This window comes from Streptomyces sp. NPDC047014 (assembly GCF_040644195.1).
Lineage (GTDB): Bacteria > Actinomycetota > Actinomycetes > Streptomycetales > Streptomycetaceae > Streptomyces.
Window position 1 is genome coordinate 1 of record NZ_JBEYVX010000028.1, and the last position, 19309, is coordinate 19309.

The following is a 19309-nucleotide window of genomic DNA, read 5'->3' on the forward strand; positions in this document are numbered from 1 at the left end:
ACGAGACGGGGAAGTTCTACGGGGTCACCTGAGCCGGTGCCCGGGCCCCTTCTCCGGGGCCGTGCCTACGCGAGGCCCAGGGCGGGCATCGCGTACCGGAGCCGCACCGGGGGGTCCGCCGGTCCGCGCCGGCCCGTCTTCCCGGCCGCGGACCCGGTAGCCGGGGGAACGCCCCGGCCACCGAACGGTCTTCGCGGTGCCCGCCCCACCGGCTGGGTCCGGACCGCCCGCTTCCCTCGAACGGGGGAATCCGCCGTCCCGCGGCCGACCGGGTACCGTCCCATCCGCACGCGCGTCCGCTACGAAGAACGCTCAGAGGCAACAGCCCGCGCCCCAAGGATCTGCGGCCGGACCGTCCCGGGAGACGGCCCGGCCCCGCTCTACCGACAAGGACCACCATGCGATGGACACCCAGCCCCCCGACGGCCGCGCCAGGCCGCCCCTTCGCCTGGTCGGCACGGCCGGAGCCCGGCCGGTGAACCAACCCATCCCCTTCGGCACCGGTCATACCGGCCGCCCACGCCCCGGTGACCTCGCCGAGGTCATGCAGCAGGTCGCCCACGGCGACAAGCAGGCGTTCACCGTCCTCTACGACGCCCTCGCGCCCATGGTCTTCGGCATCGTCGTCAAGGTCGTCCGCGACCGGGCGCAGTCCGAGGAGGTCGCCCAGGAGGTCATGATCGACCTGTGGCGGCAGGCCGCCCGCTACCGCGCCGACGCCGGCAGCGTCAGCACCTGGGCCGCCACCATCGCCCACCGCCGGGCCGTGGACCGGGTCCGCTCCGCCCAGGCGGCCGCCGACCGCGAGCAGGCCCAGGCCGCCCGCGAGCACCGCACCGCCTTCGACGAGGTCGCCGAACAGGTCGAGACCCGCCTGGAGAGCGAGCAGGTACGCCGCTGCATGCGCGGCCTGACCGAGCTCCAGAGGCAGGCCGTGACCCTGGCCTACTACCGGGGGCTGACCTACCGTGAAGTCGCGGAGGCCCTGCGCACACCGCTTCCGACCATCAAGACACGCATGCGCGACGGACTCATCCGGCTCCGCGACTGCATGGGGGTGACCACATGAAGCAGCACCACACCGATGTCCACTCCCTCGCCGCCGCGTACGCCCTGGGCGCCCTGGACCCCGCCGAACAGGAGGCGTTCACGGCCCATCTGCCGTACTGCGAGGAGTGCCTGCGCGAGGCCGCCGAGTTCGAGGCGACCACCGCACGGCTCGCGGCCGCCGCGTCCCAGCCCCCGCCGCCCGAGATGCGGGAGCGGACCCTGGCCGCGATCGACGGGGTGCGGCAGCTGCCCCCGAGGCTCCCCGCGACCGCCTCCACCACCACCCTCGGCGGCATCCTGCGGCGCCGGGCCCTGCCCCTCGCGCTGGCCGCCAGCCTGGTCGCCGCCGCCTCCTTCGCGGGGCTCGCCGCCTGGCAGCACCAGCAGGCCGGCGACGAGCAGCAGCGGGCCCGCCGGGCCGAGCAGCGCCTCGACACCGTCAGCACGGTCCTGGCCGCGCCCGACGCCCGTACCGTCCACGGGCGGGCCGGGAACGGGGCCCTGACCACCGTCGTGTCCTCCGACCGGCAGAACAAGGCCGTGTTCTCGGCGAGCGGACTGCCCGCGCCCGCCGCGGGGATGACGTACCAGCTCTGGCTGGACCACGACGGCACCATGGTGCCCGCCGGGCTCATCGACCGGGACGGCACCGTCCTCATGGACGGGAACCCGGCCGACGCCGGAGCCGTCGGGCTCACCCTGGAACCGGCCGGCGGATCGCCCAGTCCCACCAGCGCCCCGCTGCTGCTGATGCGGCTGCCCGCCTGACCGGCGGCGGTCCCGGATCCGCTGCCACCGCCCGGCCCGGGGCGGCGGCAGCGGATCCCTCACGCCCCATCCGTAATTTCCTGCCCCGTTCACCCATCCGGACGTCGCTCCGCGGCGAAGTACGGGTGAACAGCGCCGCAGCCGCGGCGTGCCGGAGGGTGGGAGCTCGTGGTGGAACAGCGCAAGGCGGCCGTCGTGGGGGCCGGGGTGGCGGGTCTGACGGCCGCGTACATCCTGGCGTCCTCGTACGAGGTGACCCTGTACGAGGCGGACGACCGGCTCGGCGGGCACGCCCACACCCATGAGACGGCGGGGCCGGGCGGCCGCCCCCTCTCCGTGGACTCGGGGTTCATCGTCCACAACGAGCGCACCTACCCCACCCTCCTGAGGCTGTTCCGGGAGCTGGGCATCGGCACCCAGGACGCCGAGATGAGCATGTCCGTACGGTGCGACGGCTGCGGCCTGGAGTACGCGGGCGCCCGTGGCCCCGCCGCCCTGTTCGCCTCACCGGCCGCCCGGCGGGGCCGCCACCTGCGGCTCCTGGCCGAGGTGCCGCGCTTCCACCGCAGCGCCCGGCGCCTCCTCGCCCGCGAACCGTCCCCGCACCTCACCCTGGGGGACTTCCTGCGCGCGGGCCGCTTCTCGCCCTACTTCGTCAGCCACTTCGCGCTGCCGCTGGTCTCGGCCGTCTGGTCCTGCCCCGCGCGCACCGCGCTGTCCTACCCGGCGGCCTACCTCTTCGCCTTCCTCGACCACCACGGCCTGCTGTCCGTCACCGGCTCCCCGCAGTGGAAGACCGTCACCGGAGGCTCCGCCGCCTACGTGGCCGCCGCGGCCAAGCACGTGCAGCGCGTCCACACCTCCAGCCCCGTCGAAGCCGTCCGGCGCACCGCCGACGGAGTCCTGGTCACCACCGCGGAGGGCCGCACCGACACCCACGACGCCGTGGTGATCGCCACCCACCCCGACCAGGCACTGCGCCTGCTCGCCGACCCCACCGAGGACGAGAAGCGGCTCCTGGGCGCCTTCACCTACTCCCGGAACCCCACCGTGCTCCACACCGACACCCGCGTCCTGCCGCGCTCACCGCACGCCCGCGCCTCCTGGAACTACCGGATGACCGGCTGCGACCCCACCACCGAACCGGTGCGCGTCAGCTACGACATGCAGCGCCTCCAGCGGCTGCCCGAAGGCGCCGACCACGTGGTCACCCTCGGCGGGGAGGACGGCATCGACCCCGGCAGCGTCGTGGCGCGCATGGTCTACGAACACCCTGTCTACACCCCCGACTCGGTCGCCGCGCAGCGCCAACTGCCCCGCCTGCACACGGGCGTGACCGCCTACGCAGGTGCCTGGCACGGCTGGGGATTCCACGAGGACGGCTGCCGCTCCGGCGCGGACGCCGCCCGGTCCCTGGGGGTCCGCTGGTGACCGGCGCCGAAGGAACGGCCGCCCTCTACGAGTGCGTGGTCGCGCACGCCCGCACCACCCCGCTGCGGCACTCCTTCCGGCACCGCACCTACCTGTGGTGCGTGGACCTGGACCGGCTGCCCGTACTGCCCCGGCCGATGCGCCCGCTCGCCCGGTTCGACGCCCGCGACCACTTCACCGGCACCTCCGGCACCATCCGCGCCGGACTCGACGCCTACCTCGCCACCCACGGCATCGACCTGGACGGCGGGAGCGTCACGATGCTCGCGCACGCCCGGGTGTTCGGCTTCGTCTTCAACCCGCTCAGCGTGTACTGGTGCCACGACCGCTCCGGCGCCCTCGTCTGCGTCGTGGCCGAGGTCCACAACACCTACGGGCAGCGCCACTGCTACCTGCTGCGCACCGACGAGGCCGACGAGGCGGAGACCGACAAGGAGTTCTACGTCTCGCCCTTCTTCGCGGTCGAGGGCCGCTACCGGATGCGGCTGCCGCTGCCCGGGGACCGGCTGCGCCTCGCCGTCCACCTCGACCACGCGGAGGGCCGGGCGTTCACCGCCGTCGTCCGGGGCCGCCGGCGTCCCGCCACCGTCCCCGCCCTGCTGTCCGCCGCCGTCCGCAGACCGTGGTCCACCGCCGCCGTCTGGGCCGGTATCCGCCGCCACGGCATCGCCCTGCTGCTGCGCGGTCTGCCCGTACACCCCCGTCCCCGGTCCACCCCGCAGGAAGGCACGCCGTCGTGACCCAGCCCGCCACCACGTCCCCCGGCCGTATCCGGCCGTCCGGCCGCGCCGTCGGGATCCCCCCGCAGACCGAGCCCCGCCGGGGGGCGGCCCGCGCCGCCGGGACCGCCGCGCCCGCGGGGCGCCGTACCGAGGTGGACGCGGAGCGCTGGCCCGACGTGGCCCGGCCGCCGTCCGCCGGAGCCGCCCGGACCGCCGTCGCCCGCCGGCTCGTGGGCCGCGCCCTGGACCGGCTGGAGCTGACCACGCCCGGCGCGGAGGGCCCGCTGCTCACGCTCCACGACCCCGACGCCTTCCACCGGCGCATCGGACGCGACGGCCTCATCGGCTTCGGCGAGTCCTACATGGCCGGGGAATGGGACAGCGAGGACCTGGCCGGCGTACTGACCGTGCTCGCACGGCATGTCGACGAGCTGGTGCCCGCCCCGCTGCGGCGGCTGCGCGGGCTGTGGGTGTCCGCCCGGCCCGCCGCCGACCGCAACACCCGCGCCGGGGCCCGCGAGAACATCCAGCGCCACTACGACCTGTCGAACGACCTGTTCTCCGCCTTCCTCGACCCGACCCTCTCCTACTCCTCCGCCGTCTTCACCGGCTTCCCCGCCCGCTCCGCCGACCTCCCCGAGGCCCAGCACCGCAAGATCGACCGCCTCCTGGACCTCGCCCGGGTCGGCGACGGCACCCGGCTGCTGGAGATCGGCACCGGCTGGGGCGAACTCGCCCTGCGGGCCGCCGCCCGGGGCGCCCGGGTCACCACCCTGACCCTCTCCGCCGAACAGGCCGACCTGGCCCGCGCCCGCATCGCCGCCGCCGGACTCTCCGACCGGGTGGACGTGCAACTGCGCGACTACCGCGACGCCGAGGGCCGCTACGACGCCGTGGTCAGCGTCGAGATGATCGAGGCCGTCGGCGCCGAGTTCTGGCAGTCCTACTTCACCGCACTGCGCCGCGCCCTCGCCCCCGGCGGCCGGATCGCCCTGCAGTCCATCACCATGGGCCACCAGCAGATGCTGCACACCGCCGCCACCCACACCTGGATCAGCAAGTACGTCTTCCCCGGCGGCCTGATCCCCTCCCGCCGGGCCATCACCGAGCACTCCGCCGCCGCCGGTCTGACCGTCGCCGCCGACCACGGCTACGGAGAGCACTACGCGGAGACCCTGCGCCTGTGGCGGGAGCGGTTCACCGCCGCCCGGCCCACCGTCACCGCCCTCGGCTTCGACACCGTCTTCCAGCGCATGTGGGAGTTCTACCTGGCCTACTCGGAAGCCGGATTCCGCTCCGGCTACCTCGACGTGCGCCAGCTGCTCCTCACCGAAGGGACCCACCGATGAGGCCCGCCGCCGACACACTCGCCCAGCTCCTCGGCCACCTCCTCCCGGGGCCCCTCCCCGTACGCGTCCGCGCCTGGGACGGCAGCCAGTCCGGCCCCGCGGACGCCCCCCTGGTCACACTCCGCTCACCGGCCGCCCTGCGGCGCGTGCTCTGGCAGCCGGGCGAACTCGGCCTCGCCGAGGCGTACGTCACCGGCGACCTCGACGTGGACGGAGACCTCGCCGAGGCCCTGTCCCGGGCCGGCCGGACCGTCCGCGACCGGCCCGCCTCCCGCCCCCGGCCCGCCGGCATGGCGGCGGCCGCGGCACTCGCCGTACGCCTCGGCGCCGCCGGTCCGCCCCCGCCGCGCCCCGACGGGCGGGCCCGGCTGAGCGGCCCCCTGCACAGCGCCTCCCGGGACCGGGCCGCGATCAGCCACCACTACGACCTCTCGAACGAGTTCTACGCCCTCCTCCTCGACCCCTCCATGGCGTACTCCTGCGCCTACTGGACCCGGCCCGACGACCCCGCGTACACCCTCGCCGACGCCCAGCGCGACAAGCTCGAACTGATCTGCCGCAAACTCGGGCTGCGCGCCGGGGACCGGCTGCTCGACGTGGGCTGCGGCTGGGGCTCCCTCACCGTGCACGCCGCCCGCGAGCACAAGGCGCGCGTCACCGCCGTCACCCTCTCCCGCGCCCAGCGCGACTTCGTCGCCGAGCGGGCCGCACGCGAGGGCGTGGCCGACCTGGTCGACGTCACCCTCCGGCACTGGCGGCACATCGACGGCGGAGGCTACGACGCGGCCGCCGCCGTGGAGATGGGCGAACACGTCGGAGACGCCGAATACCCCGCCTTCAGCAAAAAACTGCACGACGCGCTGCGCCCCGAGGGCCGGCTGCTGATCCAGCAGATGTCGCGCGGCGCCCACGCCCCCGGCGGCGGGGCCTTCATCGAGACGTACATCGCCCCCGACATGCACATGCGCCCCGTCGGCCGGACCGTGGACCTGCTGGAGGACGCGGGCCTGGAGGTGCGCTCCACCGAAGCCCTCCGCGAGCACTACACCACCACTATCGACGCCTGGCGCACCACCCTGGAAGAGCGCTGGGAGGAGGTCCGCGCCCTGGTCGGGGAGACCACAGGCCGGGTGTGGCGCCTCTACCTGGCCGGCGCCTCGCTCGCCTTCGCCGAACGCCGTATGGGCGTGGACCAGATCCTCGCCGTACGCCCCACCCGTGAAGGGAGCTCCGCCATGCCGGCCACCCCCGCCACCTGGTACACGGAGAGCCCGGCATGACCGGCACCGACTGGGGGGCCCTCGGCCTCAACCTCGCCGTCACCGCCGGCGCGGCGGGGGCGGTACTCCTCGCCACCTTCGCCGTGGCCGTGCGGCGCGGGCTGCACCGCATCGTCGACATCGCGTGGGGTCTCGCCTTCGCCGCCGTCGCCCTCGCCACCTGGCTGCTCTCCGCCGGGCACGGCGACGACTGGCGGCGGCTGCTCGTCGCCGCGGCCACCGCCGTCTGGGGGCTGCGGCTCTCCGCGCACATCGCCTGGCGCTCGCGCGGCCACGGCGAGGACCCGCGCTACACCGCCCTCCTGGACAAGGCCCGCGGCAACCGGACCCTGTACGCCCTGCGCACCGTCTACCTCGCGCAGGCGGCCCTGGTCTGGCTGATCTCCCTGCCCGTGCAGGCCGCCTCCTACAGCTCCGTACCCCTGGGCCTCCTGGCCTTCTGCGGGATCGCGGTCTGGGCCCTCGGGATCGGCTTCGAGGCCGTCGGCGACCATCAGCTGGCACGCTTCAAGCAGGACCCCGCCCACCGCGGACGCATCATGGACCAGGGCCTGTGGGCCTGGACCCGGCACCCCAACTACTTCGGGGACAGCCTCGTCTGGTGGGGGCTGTACCTGCTGGCCTGCACCGCCTGGCAGCCGGCCCTCGCCGTCCTGGTCTCCCCGGTGCTGATGACCCTGCTGCTGACCGTCGGCAGCGGCAAACGCCTCCTGGAGAAGCACATGGCGGACCGCCCCGGCTACGCCGAGTACGCCGCCCGCACCAGCGGCTTCTTCCCGCTGCCACCGGGCCGGGGCGGCGCGGCACACGGAGGCCGTGCATGAGCGGCGCTCCGGAAACCGGGGGAGCGGCGGCCGTCCCGGCCCTGCTGCCCGTGTCCGGCGGGCCGCCGCCGGGCACGGCGAAGGCCGCCGTCCTGCTGCTGCACGGCGGCCGCGCGGACGCCCTGGAGCCCCCCACCTGGCTGAACCTGCCGGCCCGGCGCATGCGGCCCTTCGAGGCGGCCGTCGTCCGGGCCACCGCGGAGGAGGCGGTGCTCGTCGCCCGGGTCCGCTACCGCTACCGGGGCTGGAACGGCCCCCACGCCCACCCCGTCGCCGATGTGCACCGCGCCCTGGACGAGCTGCGCGCCCTGGCCGGGCCCGTGCCCGTCGTCCTCGTCGGGCATTCCCTCGGCGGCCGGGCCGCGCTCCGCGCCGCGGCGGAGCCCCAGGTCACCGGCGTGGTCGCGCTCGCGCCCTGGTGCCCGCCCGGGGAGCCCACCGCCCACCTGCGCGGCCGTACCGTCGTCGCCCTCCACGACGAGGCCGACCGCGTCACGAGCGCGGCCGACACCTGGGCCTGCCTGGGCCGCGCCCACCACGACGGCGCCCGCGTCCTGGGCATCCGGATGCCGGCGGGCGGCCACGCCATGGTCCGCCGGGCGGGGCTCTGGCACCGGATCACCGCCGAGGCCACGGCGGACCTGCTCGGCCTCGCCCCCGGCCCGTCCCTCCTCGACGGGGACCCCGGCTGGAGCGGGCGCCCGAGGCCCGCCGGATCCCTGTCGCGGGAGGGCTCAGTCCGACGGTGACCAGAGCGCTGCCAGGCGCCCCGCGCCCGGGGTGAGGGCGTCCCAGCCGCCCGGCAGGTCCACCACCACGACGCCCGAGGTGGGGAACCGCGCCCGCAGCCGCTCCAGCTCCTCCGCCTCGCCGCTCCCGCACAGGGCCGAAGCCAGCTCGTGGATGCCGGTGTTGTGCCCGACCAGCGCCACGCAGCCGAGGCCCGCGCCGCGCTCCGCCAGTACCGTGACCAGGGTGTTCGGGGCCGCGTCGTACAGCCTGTCGTCGTACACGGCCGGCGGCGGCGAGGGCAGCGCCGGGACGGCCAGCTGCCAGGTCTGCCGGGTCCGGCGGGCCGGGGAGCACAGCGCCAGATCGGGCAGGTGACCGGAGCGGGCCAGCCACTCACCGGTGCGCGGGGCGTCGGCCCGGCCGCGATCGCTCAGGGCGCGCTCGAAATCGTCGGCGGGATCCCCTTTGGGCACCGCCTTGGCGTGCCGCACCAGCAGCAGCCGGCTCCCGGCCGCCGCACCGTCGGAGTGCGAGGACATGCCCTCTCCGTTTCTACGGGTCTACGGGTCCACGGGTCTACGGTCATGGTGCGGCCCCGGCGACGGGCCCGCACCCTCATGGCAGGTAGGACTCCAGCGTGCCCCGGCGCCGCACGTCCAGCGTGGCGCAGTGGAAGGAGCCCCCGAACGGGGCGTAGTGCTGGAGGTCGCAGGGGACCGGCTCGAAGCCCCACGCCTCCAGGGCCCGCAGCATGCCGGTCTGCTTGCGCTCCGCGATGACGCGTCCGTCACCGATCGAGAGCACGTTCATGCTGAGCCACTTCCCGCACATCGAGGTGATGCCCAGCAGGCGCTCGTCCACCGGCTCGGGCTCCGGGGCCACCAGCACCTCCCAGGAGTCCAGCACTGCCGGCAGCCGGCCGATGTCGATGTACTCGGGATTGACCAGCACCCGGCCGGGCGCCAGCGGCAGGAAGGTCGTGTCGATGTGCATGGGGGCCGGGCAGCGGCTCTCGATCTCGTGGATGCGGTAGCCGGGCCCCAGATGCCGGCGCAGCCACTCGATGCCCATGCGGTTGGTGACATTGCTCCGGGTCACGAAGAGGTCCCGCCCCGCCCGGACGAAATCGGCGGCGTCGAAGACCGGCTCGAACTCGGTGAGGATGTAGCGCGCGGGCGGGCCCGTCCGCGGAGCGCGGTAGTCCGGCTCGTACAGCGCCTCCGTGAGCTGCGGTCGCGGCGCCGCCGTCCAGCGCGCGCCGCGCCGGAAGTAGTCCTTGAGCAGGGTGCGGTAGGCGTGGCTCTCGAAGTACCGGCAGGGCCACGCCATCGGCGTCTCGATGATCTCCTCGCCGACCACCAGCAGGCAGTCGCGGGGGCAGCTCGTGCAGAATCCGCGCGAGGACCAGTCGGGTGTGGCGAACCGCCGCGTGTGGTCGACCGGGTCCGGGCGCGTCACCGTGATCCCCAGGGACCGCAGCAGGGCGATGAACCGGTCCAGCTCGTGCTGCGCCGTCTCCACCAGGATCCGCGGATAGCGCCGGCCCGCCGCCATCCCTTGCAGATGCGCCGCCCAGGGCGGGATGTTGCAGGCCACGACCGGATGCCGGGAGGGGAACGTCGCATGGTCGAGCCGCCCCACGACGACCTCCTCCAGCGGATCCCACTCGTTGTGCGAGCTCACCGCCGGCCCGTCCGGTCGCTGTACTGCCGCCATCTGGACCGCCTTCCCTGTACGGGGTCGGGACCTCCCACTCTCCGGCGCCGCCGGAGGCCGCGCGACACGGCGTACGACAGCCGGGTGCGCCCGTCCGGGTGGTCCCTCCCGATCCGGCGGGGGCCGCACTAGGCTCCGCAGGATGGAACGCGCAGAAGTGCTCAAGCGAGTGATCGCCATCCTCACCGACGCCCAGGACATCCGCCGCGCCGCCGAGGCGGGCGAGTACACCGACACCCCGGACGGCACGGAGGAGCAGGGCGACACCGCGGGGGTGGCCACCCTGCTCCTCAACGAGATGCTGCCCTCGATCAGGGTCCCGGCCGACGCGACCCCGCAGCAGGTGGCGTCCCTGGTCGCGGAGGCGCTCGGCCCGGCCCTGCACACGATGGTCTCCGGATTCAGCCTGGCCTTCACCAGCCTCGCGATGGTGCACGACAGCGGGCGCACCGACATGACCTCCGTCGAGGTCCTCCAGGAACTCGCCCTGGAGATCGAGGCGGGCACCTACGACGAAGGCGCGTAGGGCCCGCCTCCGCACCGGCTCACTCCGCGTCGTCACCGTCCTCGTGGGCCATCTTCCGTTCCTGCCGCATCCTCAGCTCCTCCGGGGTCTTCCCGGCGACCGGCTTGCTGGCCTCCGGGTGGACCGGGTCCGGACCGGGGTGCTCCTGGGCCTGCTCCTCACGGCCCTTCCCCGGCGTCTGACGCTTCTGCTCCGCACCCTCCATGGCTACCGCTCCCTCGCAGATGTGGTCTACAGGTATCCGGACACCCCGCCTACCCGCGGATCGCCCGGCCACCCTCCTCGTAGGTCCATCCTGGTGCGATCCGACCCGCGCGGCCACGCCACGCGTCATTCGGCCCACCTGCGGGAAGGCGCCCCGACATGCCCGAAACGATCACTACGCTCGCCACCCGTTTCGCCCGGCGGCGCCGGGAGCCCGTCGCCGTACAGGCCCTGCGCTCCACCGCCGCGGCCGTCATCAGTTATGTCGTCGCCCTGCGCCTCAGCAGCGAACCGCTTCCCCTGACCGCCCCCCTCACCGCCCTGCTCGTCGTCCAGGTCACCCTTTACTCCACCCTCACCACCAGCGTCCGCCGGGTGAACTCGGTGGTCGTCGGCGTGCTCATCGCCATCGGGTTCAGTGCCCTCGTCGGCCTGACCTGGTGGAGCCTCGGCCTGCTGATCCTGGCCTCCCTCGTCGTCGGCCACCTGGTCCGCGTGGACGAGTTCGTGCCCGAGGTCGCCATCAGCGCCATGCTCGTCCTCGGCGTCACCCAGGTCACCGACACCGCCTGGGACCGCGTACTGGAAACGATCATCGGCGCGGTGGTGGGCCTCCTCGTCAACCTGCTGCTCGCCCCGCCCCTGTGGGTCGGCCCGGCGGGCGCCGCGATCACCGACCTGGCCGGACGCATGAGCCGGCTGCTCGACCACCTCGGCGAGGAACCCCTCGGCCCCGCCAAGGTCGAACAGGCCGCCGCCCGGCTCCACGAGGCACGCCGGCTCGACAACGACATCGCCCTGGTCGACGCCGCCCTCCGGCAGGCCGAGGACAGCCTCCGGCTCAACCCCAGGGTCAAGGAGGGCCTGCTCTTCCGGCTGGTGCTGCGCACCGGGCTCGACACCCTGGAGATCTGCGCCGTCGTCCTCCGCGTCGCCTGCCGGACCCTCACCGACCTGGCCAAGGCCCACCCCGACGGCCCGCTCTTCGAGCCCCGCACCGCCGACGCACTGCGGGAGGTACTGCGGCACACCGCCGTCGCCGTGGACAGCTTCGCCCTGCTGATCACCGCGCAGGTCAGCGCCAACGCCGAGGAGGCCGAGGCCGTGCTCACCGCCGAGCTCGCCGTGGCCCGTACACACCGCGACCGGCTCGCCGGGCTGCTGCTCACCGCCGCCCGCGAGGACCCGGCGCACTGGCAGCTGCGCGGGGCGCTGCTCAGCGAGATCGACCGGGTCCTCGACGAACTGGGCGTGGACAAGCGCTCCCAGCGCCTGCTGGAGGAACTGGACCGGCACACCCGCACCCGGCACACCGGCCGCTTCGGCCGCCTGCTCACCAAGCGCCCTCGGCTGCGCCTGCCCCGCCGCGCACGCGGTGCGGCCCGCGAGGAGGGGTAGGCGCCCCCGGAGGAGTCCGCATCCGAGCCGGGGAGGCCCCCATGAACGCCACGAGGACGACAACGGCCCGCCGGATACTCGACGAGTACGGCGAGACCTACGCCCACGAGGCCGGCATCCGGCTCCGCGACACCCCTGCGCCGCTCTACCAGGTCCTCGTCCTGAGCGTCCTGCTCTCGGCGCCGATCCGGGCCGGCACCGCCGTCGCGGCGGCCCGCGAGCTGTTCGCGGACGGCCTGCGCACCCCGCGCCGCATGGCCGACGCCACCTGGCAGCGGCGCGTCGACGCCCTCGGCCGCGCGCACTACCGCCGGTACGACGAGTCCACCTCCACCGCCCTCGGCGACGGGGCCCGGCTCCTGCTCGACCGCCACCACGGCGACCTGCGGGAACTGCGCGAGGAAGCCGGCGGGGACCCGGACCGCCTCCGCGCACTGCTCCAGGAGATCCCGCGCATCGGCCCCACGGGCGCCGACATCTTCTGCCGCGAGGTCCAGACCCTCTGGCCGGAGCTGCGCCCGTACGCCGACCGGCGGGTCCGCGAGGCCGCCTCGGGCGCGGGCCTGCCCCGCACCCCGAAGGCCCTGGCCCGGCTCGTCGCACCCGGCGAGTTCACCCGCCTCGCGGACGGCCTGGTCCGGATGAGCCTCACCCCGGGCGCCGCCGGGAAGCCGCGCGGCGCGTGACACGGCCGCACCGGGATCCCCGAAGCGGCCCCGGCCGGGCCCCGGGTGCGCGACAGTAGGGGCATGGTGCACGTACTCGGCAGCAGGATCCTGCTGCGCCCCACGGACCCCGACCGCTCGCGCGCCTTCTACGGGGACACCCTCGGGCTCGCCGTCCACCGCGAGTTCGGCACCGGCCCCGAACGCGGCACCGTCTACTTCCTCGGCGGCGGCTTCCTGGAGGTCTCCGGGCGCGCCGACGAGCCGCCCGCCCCGGGCATGCGGCTGTGGCTCCAGGTCGCGGACGCGGCAGCGGCGTACGAGGAACTGCGCGCGCGGGGCGCCGAGATCCTGCGGCCCCCCGTACGCGAGCCCTGGGGGCTGATCGAGATGTGGATCGCGGACCCCGACGGGGTGCGGATCGCGGTGGTGGAGGTCCCCGAGGACCATCCGCTGCGCTACCGCCCCTGACCCGGCCGCGGGTGCTCAGACGGGGCGCAGATGGCCCCGGCGCCGCCACTCCCGCGCCAGCAGGCCGTAGGAGCGCACCCGGGCCGCGTGGTCGTGCGTGATCGTCGTGATCAGCAGCTCGTCCGCCCCCGTGGCCTCCCGCAGCACCTCCAGCCGGTCGGCCACCGCGGCCGCCGATCCCACGAACCGGGTCTCCGTACGGTCGGCCACCAGCGCCTCGTCGGCCGCGGACCAGGGCAGGGCGCGCGCCTCGGCCGGAGCGGGGTAGGGGATGGCGCCCTCCCCGCTGCGGATGCTCCTTACCCAGGCGGCGTACCCGGTGGCCAGCTCGGCGGCCGCCGTGGCGTCCTCGGCCACGACCACATCGGCGGACACCGTCAGATACGGCCGGTCCAGCTCCGCCGACGGCTTGAAGGCCGCCCGGTACCCTTCGGCGGCCTCCAGGACCGTCGCCGGGCTGACGTGGTAGTTCGCCGCGAAGCGCAGGCCGTTGCGGCCCGCCGTCTCCGCGCTGATCCCACCGCTGCTGCCCAGGATCCACACCTGTACGTCGGCCCCCTCGCCCGGCACCGCGTGCGCCTCCACCCCGTCCGGGCCGCGGTAGTCGCCGCGCAGCAGCGCGAGCACGTCGTCGATCTGCTCGGCGTACTCCTGGGGCCGCGCCCCGGGCAGGTGGAGCAGCCTCTGCCGGAGGGCCACGCGGGGATGGGCCAGCAGTGGGGCGAAGGAGAAGCGCTCCGGGATGCGCAGCCCGTTCGGCGTGTACCCGGGCCGGGTGCGCGCGGGCTCCTCGCCCGGCGGCTGCGGCTGCGGGTGCGGCTGTGGCCTTCCGGCGGAACGGCCCAGTCCGAGGTCCAGGCGGCCCGGATGCAGCGCGTCGACCAGGCCGAACTCCTCCACGGTGGACAGCGCGGTGCGGTGGCCGAGCTGCACGGCGCCGGAGCCGAGCCGGATGGTGTGCGTCGCGGAGGCGGTCAGGGCCAGCACCACGGCCGGGGAGGTCCCGGCGACGCCCGGGTTGAGGTGGTGCTCGGCGAACCAGTGGCGGGCGTACCCGAACGCCTCGGCGCGGCGGGCCAGATCGATGCTGTTGCGCAGGGCGCGGGCGGCGGTGGCGCCGGAGGGGATCGGGACGAGGTCGAGGACCCCGAGGGGGATACCGGACACGGCCTGGCTCCTTGGCGGTCGGGGGCGGGCTTCGGGCACGGATCAGGAGGCGTTGGGCACGGCCAGGCCGAGGTGGTCGCGGAGGGTGGTGCCCTCGTACGCGGTACGGAAGACGCCGCGCTCCTGGAGCAGCGGCACCACGGTGTCGGCGAACACGTCCAGGCCACCCGGGGTGAGGTGGGGGACGAGGATGAAACCGTCGGCCGCGTCCGCCTGCACCAGCGCGTTCAGGGACTCCGCGACGGTGGCGGGGGAGCCGACGAAGGTCTGGTCGGAGGTGGTGGCGATGACCAGCTCGCGGATCGACAGGTTCTTGGCCTCGGCCAGCGCCCGCCACTGCCGGGCGGTCTCCAGCGGGTCGCGGAACTGCCGTACGCTCGCCCGCCCGAGGGCGATGGTGTTCTCGCCGGTCAGCGGATCGATCTCGGGCAGCGGGCCGTCCGGGTCGTAGCCGGAGAGGTCACGGTTCCAGACGTGCTCCAGGAACTTGATCGCGGTCTGCCCGCTGACCTGGAGGCGCCGCACCTCGTGGGCGGCCTCGTGCGCCTCTGCATCGGTGTCCCCGAGTACGAAGGTGGCCGCGGGCAGGATCTTCAACTCGTCCCGGCCACGGCCGTAGGCGGCCAGCCGGCGCTTGACGTCGGCGTAGAAGGCGCGGCCCTCGTCCAGGGTGCCGTAGCGGCCGAAGACGGCATCGGCGGATGCGGCCGCGAACTCCCGGCCCTCCTCGGAATCGCCCGCCTGGAAGATCACCGGCCGGCCCTGCGGGCTGCGCGGCACATTGAACCGGCCCTCGATGTCGAAGTGCCGGCCGCGATGCGCGAAGGCACCGGCCCGGGGGTCCCGCAGGAAGGTCCCCGACCCGGCGTCGGCGGTCACCGCGCCGGCACTCCAGGAGTCGAACAGCTCCGTCGCCGTCGACAGGAACTCCTGGGCGCGGCTGTAGCGGTCCTCGCGCGGCAGGAAGCCGCCGCGCCGGAAGTTCTCCCCGGTGAAGGCGTCCCAGGAGGTGACCACGTTCCAGGCGGCCCGGCCCTCGGAGAGATGGTCCAGGGAGGCGAACTGCCGGGCCACCTCGTAGGGCTCGTTGAAGGTGGAGTTGATGGTGCCGGTCAGCCCGAGACGGTCGGTCACGGCGGCCAGCGCGGCCAGCACGGTGAAGGTGTCCGGGCGCCCGACCACGTCCAAGTCGTAGATCTGCCCGCCCTGTTCACGCAGCCGCAGACCTTCGGCGAGGAAGAGGAAGTCGAACTTGGCGCGCTCGGCGGTGCGGGCGAAGTGGACGAAGGAGTCGAAGTCGATATGGCTGCCCGCCGCCGGATCGCTCCACACGGTGGTGTTGTTCACGCCGGGGAAGTGGGCCGCGAGGTGGATGCGCTTGAGCGGCTTGCTGCTCATCTCGGTCCTTTCCGGAGCTCAGGCGGCGGGGTGCGCGGCCGGGGCGTAGCGGTTGGCGGGGCGTTCCAGCCCCAGCAGCCCGCGCAGGGTGTCCGCCTCGTACTCCCGGCGGAACAGGCCGCGCCGCTGGAGCTCGGGCACCAGCCCGCGGGTGACGGCGGGCAGGTCGTGCGCGAGGACGCCGGGCCGGAGCCGGAAGCCGGACAGTCCCGCCTCGCGGTGCAGGGCGTGCAGCAGGTCCGCGAGCTGCACGGGTGTCCCCGCGAAGACCGGGGCGTCCGCGTCGTACGGTTCCCCCGCCTGCTCGTCGAGCCGGGCGCGGCGGGCCGCCGCGGCCCCGGGCGCCTCGTCCAGGAACACGGTCAGCTCCCCGAAGAGGTGCAGGGGCCGCGCCGCGAGCCCGGCGGCCGCGCGGACCTGCCGTACGGCGGCGACGGCTTCCCGCGCCGCGGTGGTGTCGCGTGCCGCGAGGTAGCCGATGTCCGCGGAGCGGGCGATCAGGCCGTAGCCGGCGCTGTCCGCCGCGCGGGCGGTGACCAGGGGCTGGCCCTGGGGCGGGCGCGGGGTGATGGAGGGCCCGCGGACGTCGAAGAAGCGGCCGCGGAAGTCGACGTAGTGCAGCTTCTCCCGGTCGACGAACCGGCCCGTGGCCACATCGCGGATCTCGGCGTCGTCCTCCCAGCTGTCCCACAGCCGCCGGACGACCTCCACATGGTCGACGGCCTCCTCGTGCAGCGCGTCCTCCGCGAGCGGGGCGGCCCGGCGGCCGAAGTGCCTTTCCTCGTACGGCAGTCCGGACACCTGGATGTGCAGTCCGGCGCGGCCGCGGCTGACGTGGTCGAGGGTGGCGACGGCCTTGGAGATGTGGAAGGGCTCGGTGTGGGTGGCGGTGACCGCCGGTACCAGGCCGATCCGGCGGGTGAGCGGCGCGACGCGGGCCGCCGTGAGCACCGCGTCCAGGCGGCCGCGGATCCGGTCGGTCCGCTCGTCGGCGCCGTTCGGTGAGGAGGACTGGAGGGCGAGGGCGTCCTCGAAGGTGACGAAGTCCAGGAGCCCGGCTTCCGCCTCCGCGACCAGGGCGGCCCAGTAGCGGGCGGTGAACAGCTCGCCGGGCCGGGCACCCGGCTCCCGCCAGGCGGCGGGGTGGGCGCCGGCGCCGTCGAGGGAGACGGCGAGGTGCAGCGGGGCGGGGGCGGGGGCGTCGGGGGAGGCGGTATCGGAAACGGGCACGTCGGTGACGCCTTCCTGGTCGGCGTGCGGGAAGGAAACCGAAGCGGGCCGGGGAAAGCCTCCCCGACCCGCCTCGGACTCCTTCGAAAACGCTACGTCCGGCCGCATCCGCCTTCAATGCCGGGCGTATGAAGAGAACTTGGCGGATATGTTGCAGGACCGCCGGGGCCTTCGGGGCGGGCAGGATCCGCCGTCGTCACAGCCAGGGCAGCTCCTCGGCCGCATGCCGCGAGGCGCGGAAGACCGAGTTCTGGGCGCCGGCCGAGGACTCCAGACCCACCCCGCCCCCGAAGGAACGGAACTCCGGGACCACGAACTCCCACACCACCCGCCGGTCCGGGGTCACCTCGAAGAGGCGCCCGAAGGACCCCTCCGCGATGAAGGTGTTGCCGTTGGGCAGCCGCTGCGCGCTCGACATGTACGGGCTGTAGAAGTTCTGCGGCGGATTGTCCTCGTAGGACCACAACTCCTCGCCCGTACGGGGGTCCAGTTCCAGCACCCGCGAGTACGGCACCGAAGTGCTGTCCCGGTAGGTGCCGTTGTCGAAGACGAGGATGCTGCCGCCGGCCAGCTCGTGCGGATGGTGCTGCTGGGCCAGGACGTCGGGGCCGATGCTCCACTGTACGGAGCCGTCGGCGCGGTCGATCGACACGGTGGTGGAGGCGCTGCGGAAGCCCACCACCACCGAGCCGTCGGCGCGCTCGTTCACGGTGTTGGCCATCGGCCAGTGGTTGCGGGCGAAGTGCCGGTTCATCACCACCTCTTCGGGGTCAAGGTGGTCGATGGCGGCCCAGCGCCACACCTCCTCGCCCTCCCAGGTCAGTTCGAGCACCACGTCCGCGTGGATCAGCCCGCCGGGGGCCTCGGAGCCGGGGATCCCGCCCCGGATCCGGGCCGCGTCCGCCGGGGTCAGGGGCTCGACGGTGGTGATGAGGAGGTTGCCGTTGCGCAGGACGGTCGCATCGTGGTGGTGGAAGGGGTGCCTGAGCTCGCGGAGCACCGTGGAATCGGGAGCCAGCTCCTGGAAGATGCCGCCGTGGTAGACGTCCCAGATGGGGAAGAGGGTCGGGCCGGAGGTGTCCTTGGCCGCGTAGAAGAGGTTGCCGTTCGGCAGCAGCTGCGCCTGACGGCCGGGCGGATGGGGGGAGTTCCAGGTGTGCGCGGGGCGGCCGTCGATGTCGACGAGGTGGATCGTGCCGGCGCTGGTGATCGGGGTGTAGAGGGTGTAGCCGCCCCAGCTGAGCGCGGGGTCGTGGGCGATCAGGCCGACGCCGCGGCGGCGCAGGGTGTTCTGGTCGACGGTCATGGGGATCTCCGGTGGGGTGAGGGCGGTCGGCGGTCGGCGGTCAGTGGTCGGTGGTCGGTGGTCAGCGGATGGTGACGGCGGCCGGGTCGACGGCCGCCAGGGGCGCGGTGTGCAGATGCTTCGACAGGGAGTCCCGGTCGGCGGAACCCGGCAGTTTCTGGGCCGACTTGGCCCAGGCGGCCTCCTCCACCAGCTGCGCGAGCAGTTCGGGGGAGAGGGTCGCGCCGTAGGTGTAGCGGGGCTGGAACGCCTCGACGTAGCCGGCCTGGAGGGCGCCCTTCGCCTGCGCGAGCACGGACCGGCGCGCGGCGGGCGGGTCGGCGGCGATGGCGCGCTGCGCGGCGAGCAGCGCGCGGAGCACGGCGGCGGTGTCCGCCTCGGAGGCGGCGGGGCCCGCGACGAGCAGGGTGCGTGCGGTGTATCCGGCGAAGGGGAGCTCCGCGTACCGCTCGCCGAGGGTGGTGCGGGCGGAGTCGTAGAAGCTGGGGAAGGTGAGGCCGGCGTCGATGTCGCCGCGGGCGAGGGCGGCGGTCACCTGGTTCGGGGCGAGGTTGACGAGGTTGACGTCGGCGGCGGACAGCCCGGCGGAGGCCAGCATCCGCGACAGCGCGTACTCGGTGTTGGTCCCCTGGGGCACACCCACCTTCCGCCCCTTCAACGCGGCGAAGCCGGTGATCTGCCGGTCGGTACGGGTGAGCAGGCGCCAGTCGGTGAACCGGGACAGGTCCGCGACGATCCGCACCTCCCGCCCGCCGAGCGCGGCGGTGACGGCGGGCAGATCACCCACCACCCCGAACTGCGCCTGCCCCCCGAGCACGGCATTGAGCGCATCCCGCCCGGTGGGCTGGGTGGCCACGTCGACCTCAATCCCCTCACCGCCCCAAAGCCCCAGCTCCTCGGCCAGGTACACGGGCGCCCCGCCGAGGTGATCACTGGCCGCAATGCTGACGGCGGCCGGCCCGGCGCCGGGCCGACCGCCGGAGCAGCCGGCAACAACCGCCGAAACCAGGGCCGCCAGAAGCACGGCGACCAGCATCCGGCCTCCGCGCCCCGCGCGGGGTCTGAGGGCAAG

At 74.5% G+C, this 19309-nt stretch carries 20 protein-coding genes; 12 read left to right on the forward strand and 8 right to left on the reverse strand.

Features of this window, described 5'->3' with window-relative positions:
• Nucleotides 1-475 precede the first annotated feature (475 nt).
• From sigK to ABZ873_RS17730, 8 genes are all read left to right on the forward strand, one after another.
• Entirely contained in the window at nucleotides 476-1069 is a 594-nt protein-coding gene (gene sigK / locus ABZ873_RS17695) for an ECF RNA polymerase sigma factor SigK (protein WP_360872213.1), read from the forward strand.
• Entirely contained in the window at nucleotides 1066-1818 is a 753-nt protein-coding gene (locus ABZ873_RS17700; protein WP_360872216.1) for an anti-sigma factor, read from the forward strand. The genes sigK and ABZ873_RS17700 overlap by 4 nt, the downstream gene beginning before the upstream one ends.
• A 171-nt stretch (nucleotides 1819-1989) precedes the next feature.
• Nucleotides 1990-3249 carry an FAD-dependent oxidoreductase gene (locus ABZ873_RS17705; RefSeq protein ID WP_360872219.1) on the forward strand — a complete coding sequence of 420 codons (1260 nt, stop codon included), beginning with the start codon at nucleotides 1990-1992 and terminating at the stop codon, nucleotides 3247-3249.
• Complete coding sequence (locus ABZ873_RS17710; protein ID WP_360872221.1) at nucleotides 3246-3989, forward strand: DUF1365 domain-containing protein; 744 nt, start codon at nucleotides 3246-3248, stop codon at nucleotides 3987-3989. The genes ABZ873_RS17705 and ABZ873_RS17710 overlap by 4 nt, the downstream gene beginning before the upstream one ends.
• A 134-nt stretch (nucleotides 3990-4123) precedes the next feature.
• Nucleotides 4124-5320, forward strand: a complete 1197-nt coding sequence (locus ABZ873_RS17715; RefSeq protein ID WP_360872396.1) for a cyclopropane-fatty-acyl-phospholipid synthase family protein — start codon at nucleotides 4124-4126, stop codon at nucleotides 5318-5320.
• The gene (locus ABZ873_RS17720) at nucleotides 5317-6600 is read left to right on the forward strand and encodes a cyclopropane-fatty-acyl-phospholipid synthase family protein (protein WP_360872224.1); all 1284 of its coding nucleotides are present in this window, start codon (nucleotides 5317-5319) and stop codon (nucleotides 6598-6600) included. Before ABZ873_RS17715 ends, ABZ873_RS17720 begins: the two co-directional genes overlap by 4 nt.
• On the forward strand, nucleotides 6597-7424 hold the full coding sequence (locus ABZ873_RS17725; protein ID WP_360872227.1) for a DUF1295 domain-containing protein: 828 nt from the start codon (nucleotides 6597-6599) through the stop codon (nucleotides 7422-7424). Before ABZ873_RS17720 ends, ABZ873_RS17725 begins: the two co-directional genes overlap by 4 nt.
• Nucleotides 7421-8173 (forward strand): alpha/beta fold hydrolase, encoded by a 753-nt coding sequence (locus ABZ873_RS17730; protein WP_360872229.1) that lies wholly within the window; start codon nucleotides 7421-7423, stop codon nucleotides 8171-8173. Before ABZ873_RS17725 ends, ABZ873_RS17730 begins: the two co-directional genes overlap by 4 nt.
• Here the strand turns inward: ABZ873_RS17730 and ABZ873_RS17735 are convergent.
• Both ABZ873_RS17735 and ABZ873_RS17740 read right to left on the reverse strand, forming a co-directional pair.
• On the reverse strand, nucleotides 8159-8695 hold the full coding sequence (locus ABZ873_RS17735) for a histidine phosphatase family protein (protein WP_360872232.1): 537 nt from the start codon (nucleotides 8693-8695) through the stop codon (nucleotides 8159-8161). The two genes, ABZ873_RS17730 and ABZ873_RS17735, sit on opposite strands and share 15 nt — an antisense overlap.
• Before the next feature lie 76 nt (nucleotides 8696-8771).
• Nucleotides 8772-9872 (reverse strand): amidinotransferase, encoded by a 1101-nt coding sequence (locus tag ABZ873_RS17740; RefSeq protein WP_360872234.1) that lies wholly within the window; start codon nucleotides 9870-9872, stop codon nucleotides 8772-8774.
• A gap of 142 nt (nucleotides 9873-10014) precedes the next feature.
• Here ABZ873_RS17740 and ABZ873_RS17745 point away from each other — a divergent pair, with 142 nt between their 5' ends.
• Complete coding sequence (locus ABZ873_RS17745) at nucleotides 10015-10398, forward strand: hypothetical protein (protein WP_360872235.1); 384 nt, start codon at nucleotides 10015-10017, stop codon at nucleotides 10396-10398.
• A 19-nt stretch (nucleotides 10399-10417) separates the two neighbouring features.
• Here the strand turns inward: ABZ873_RS17745 and ABZ873_RS17750 are convergent, their stop codons facing one another.
• Nucleotides 10418-10603, reverse strand: coding sequence for a hypothetical protein (locus ABZ873_RS17750; protein WP_360872237.1), 186 nt, complete (start codon nucleotides 10601-10603; stop codon nucleotides 10418-10420).
• A gap of 158 nt (nucleotides 10604-10761) precedes the next feature.
• Between ABZ873_RS17750 and ABZ873_RS17755 the strand changes: the two genes are divergently transcribed.
• The 3 genes from ABZ873_RS17755 to ABZ873_RS17765 all read left to right on the forward strand — a co-directional run bounded on the left by ABZ873_RS17755 (nucleotide 10762) and on the right by ABZ873_RS17765 (nucleotide 13136).
• A complete protein-coding gene (locus ABZ873_RS17755; RefSeq protein WP_360872240.1) occupies nucleotides 10762-12000 on the forward strand; it encodes an aromatic acid exporter family protein in 1239 nt (412 codons plus the stop codon).
• A 41-nt stretch (nucleotides 12001-12041) separates the two neighbouring features.
• Complete coding sequence (locus ABZ873_RS17760) at nucleotides 12042-12686, forward strand: endonuclease (RefSeq protein ID WP_360872243.1); 645 nt, start codon at nucleotides 12042-12044, stop codon at nucleotides 12684-12686.
• Between the two features lie 63 nt (nucleotides 12687-12749).
• On the forward strand, nucleotides 12750-13136 hold the full coding sequence (locus tag ABZ873_RS17765; RefSeq protein WP_360872245.1) for a VOC family protein: 387 nt from the start codon (nucleotides 12750-12752) through the stop codon (nucleotides 13134-13136).
• A gap of 15 nt (nucleotides 13137-13151) precedes the next feature.
• Here the strand turns inward: ABZ873_RS17765 and ABZ873_RS17770 are convergent, their stop codons facing one another.
• The 5 genes from ABZ873_RS17770 to ABZ873_RS17790 all read right to left on the reverse strand — a co-directional run bounded on the left by ABZ873_RS17770 (nucleotide 13152) and on the right by ABZ873_RS17790 (nucleotide 19273).
• Entirely contained in the window at nucleotides 13152-14303 is a 1152-nt protein-coding gene (locus ABZ873_RS17770) for an LLM class flavin-dependent oxidoreductase (protein ID WP_360872248.1), read from the reverse strand.
• Between the two features lie 42 nt (nucleotides 14304-14345).
• Nucleotides 14346-15701 carry an NtaA/DmoA family FMN-dependent monooxygenase gene (locus ABZ873_RS17775; protein ID WP_360872250.1) on the reverse strand — a complete coding sequence of 452 codons (1356 nt, stop codon included), beginning with the start codon at nucleotides 15699-15701 and terminating at the stop codon, nucleotides 14346-14348.
• A gap of 18 nt (nucleotides 15702-15719) precedes the next feature.
• Nucleotides 15720-16931, reverse strand: a complete 1212-nt coding sequence (locus ABZ873_RS17780) for an LLM class flavin-dependent oxidoreductase (protein ID WP_360872253.1) — start codon at nucleotides 16929-16931, stop codon at nucleotides 15720-15722.
• Between the two features lie 196 nt (nucleotides 16932-17127).
• Entirely contained in the window at nucleotides 17128-18237 is a 1110-nt protein-coding gene (locus ABZ873_RS17785) for an aryl-sulfate sulfotransferase (RefSeq protein ID WP_360872256.1), read from the reverse strand.
• Between the two features lie 61 nt (nucleotides 18238-18298).
• Complete coding sequence (locus ABZ873_RS17790; protein WP_360872260.1) at nucleotides 18299-19273, reverse strand: NrtA/SsuA/CpmA family ABC transporter substrate-binding protein; 975 nt, start codon at nucleotides 19271-19273, stop codon at nucleotides 18299-18301.
• Between the last annotated feature and the right edge of the window lie 36 nt (nucleotides 19274-19309).

Coding starts and splice junctions, on each gene's coding strand:
- ABZ873_RS17730 (WP_360872229.1), top strand. CDS start 7,421: ATGAGCGGCGCTCCGGAAACCGGGGGAGCGGCGGCCGTCCCGGCCCTG.
- ABZ873_RS17785 (WP_360872256.1), bottom strand. CDS start 18,237: ATGACCGTCGACCAGAACACCCTGCGCCGCCGCGGCGTCGGCCTGATC.
- ABZ873_RS17765 (WP_360872245.1), top strand. CDS start 12,750: ATGGTGCACGTACTCGGCAGCAGGATCCTGCTGCGCCCCACGGACCCC.
- ABZ873_RS17745 (WP_360872235.1), top strand. CDS start 10,015: ATGGAACGCGCAGAAGTGCTCAAGCGAGTGATCGCCATCCTCACCGAC.
- ABZ873_RS17790 (WP_360872260.1), bottom strand. CDS start 19,273: ATGCTGGTCGCCGTGCTTCTGGCGGCCCTGGTTTCGGCGGTTGTTGCC.
- ABZ873_RS17750 (WP_360872237.1), bottom strand. CDS start 10,603: ATGGAGGGTGCGGAGCAGAAGCGTCAGACGCCGGGGAAGGGCCGTGAG.
- ABZ873_RS17725 (WP_360872227.1), top strand. CDS start 6,597: ATGACCGGCACCGACTGGGGGGCCCTCGGCCTCAACCTCGCCGTCACC.
- ABZ873_RS17775 (WP_360872250.1), bottom strand. CDS start 15,701: ATGAGCAGCAAGCCGCTCAAGCGCATCCACCTCGCGGCCCACTTCCCC.
- ABZ873_RS17720 (WP_360872224.1), top strand. CDS start 5,317: ATGAGGCCCGCCGCCGACACACTCGCCCAGCTCCTCGGCCACCTCCTC.
- ABZ873_RS17735 (WP_360872232.1), bottom strand. CDS start 8,695: ATGTCCTCGCACTCCGACGGTGCGGCGGCCGGGAGCCGGCTGCTGCTG.
- ABZ873_RS17760 (WP_360872243.1), top strand. CDS start 12,042: ATGAACGCCACGAGGACGACAACGGCCCGCCGGATACTCGACGAGTAC.
- ABZ873_RS17700 (WP_360872216.1), top strand. CDS start 1,066: ATGAAGCAGCACCACACCGATGTCCACTCCCTCGCCGCCGCGTACGCC.
- ABZ873_RS17755 (WP_360872240.1), top strand. CDS start 10,762: ATGCCCGAAACGATCACTACGCTCGCCACCCGTTTCGCCCGGCGGCGC.
- ABZ873_RS17740 (WP_360872234.1), bottom strand. CDS start 9,872: ATGGCGGCAGTACAGCGACCGGACGGGCCGGCGGTGAGCTCGCACAAC.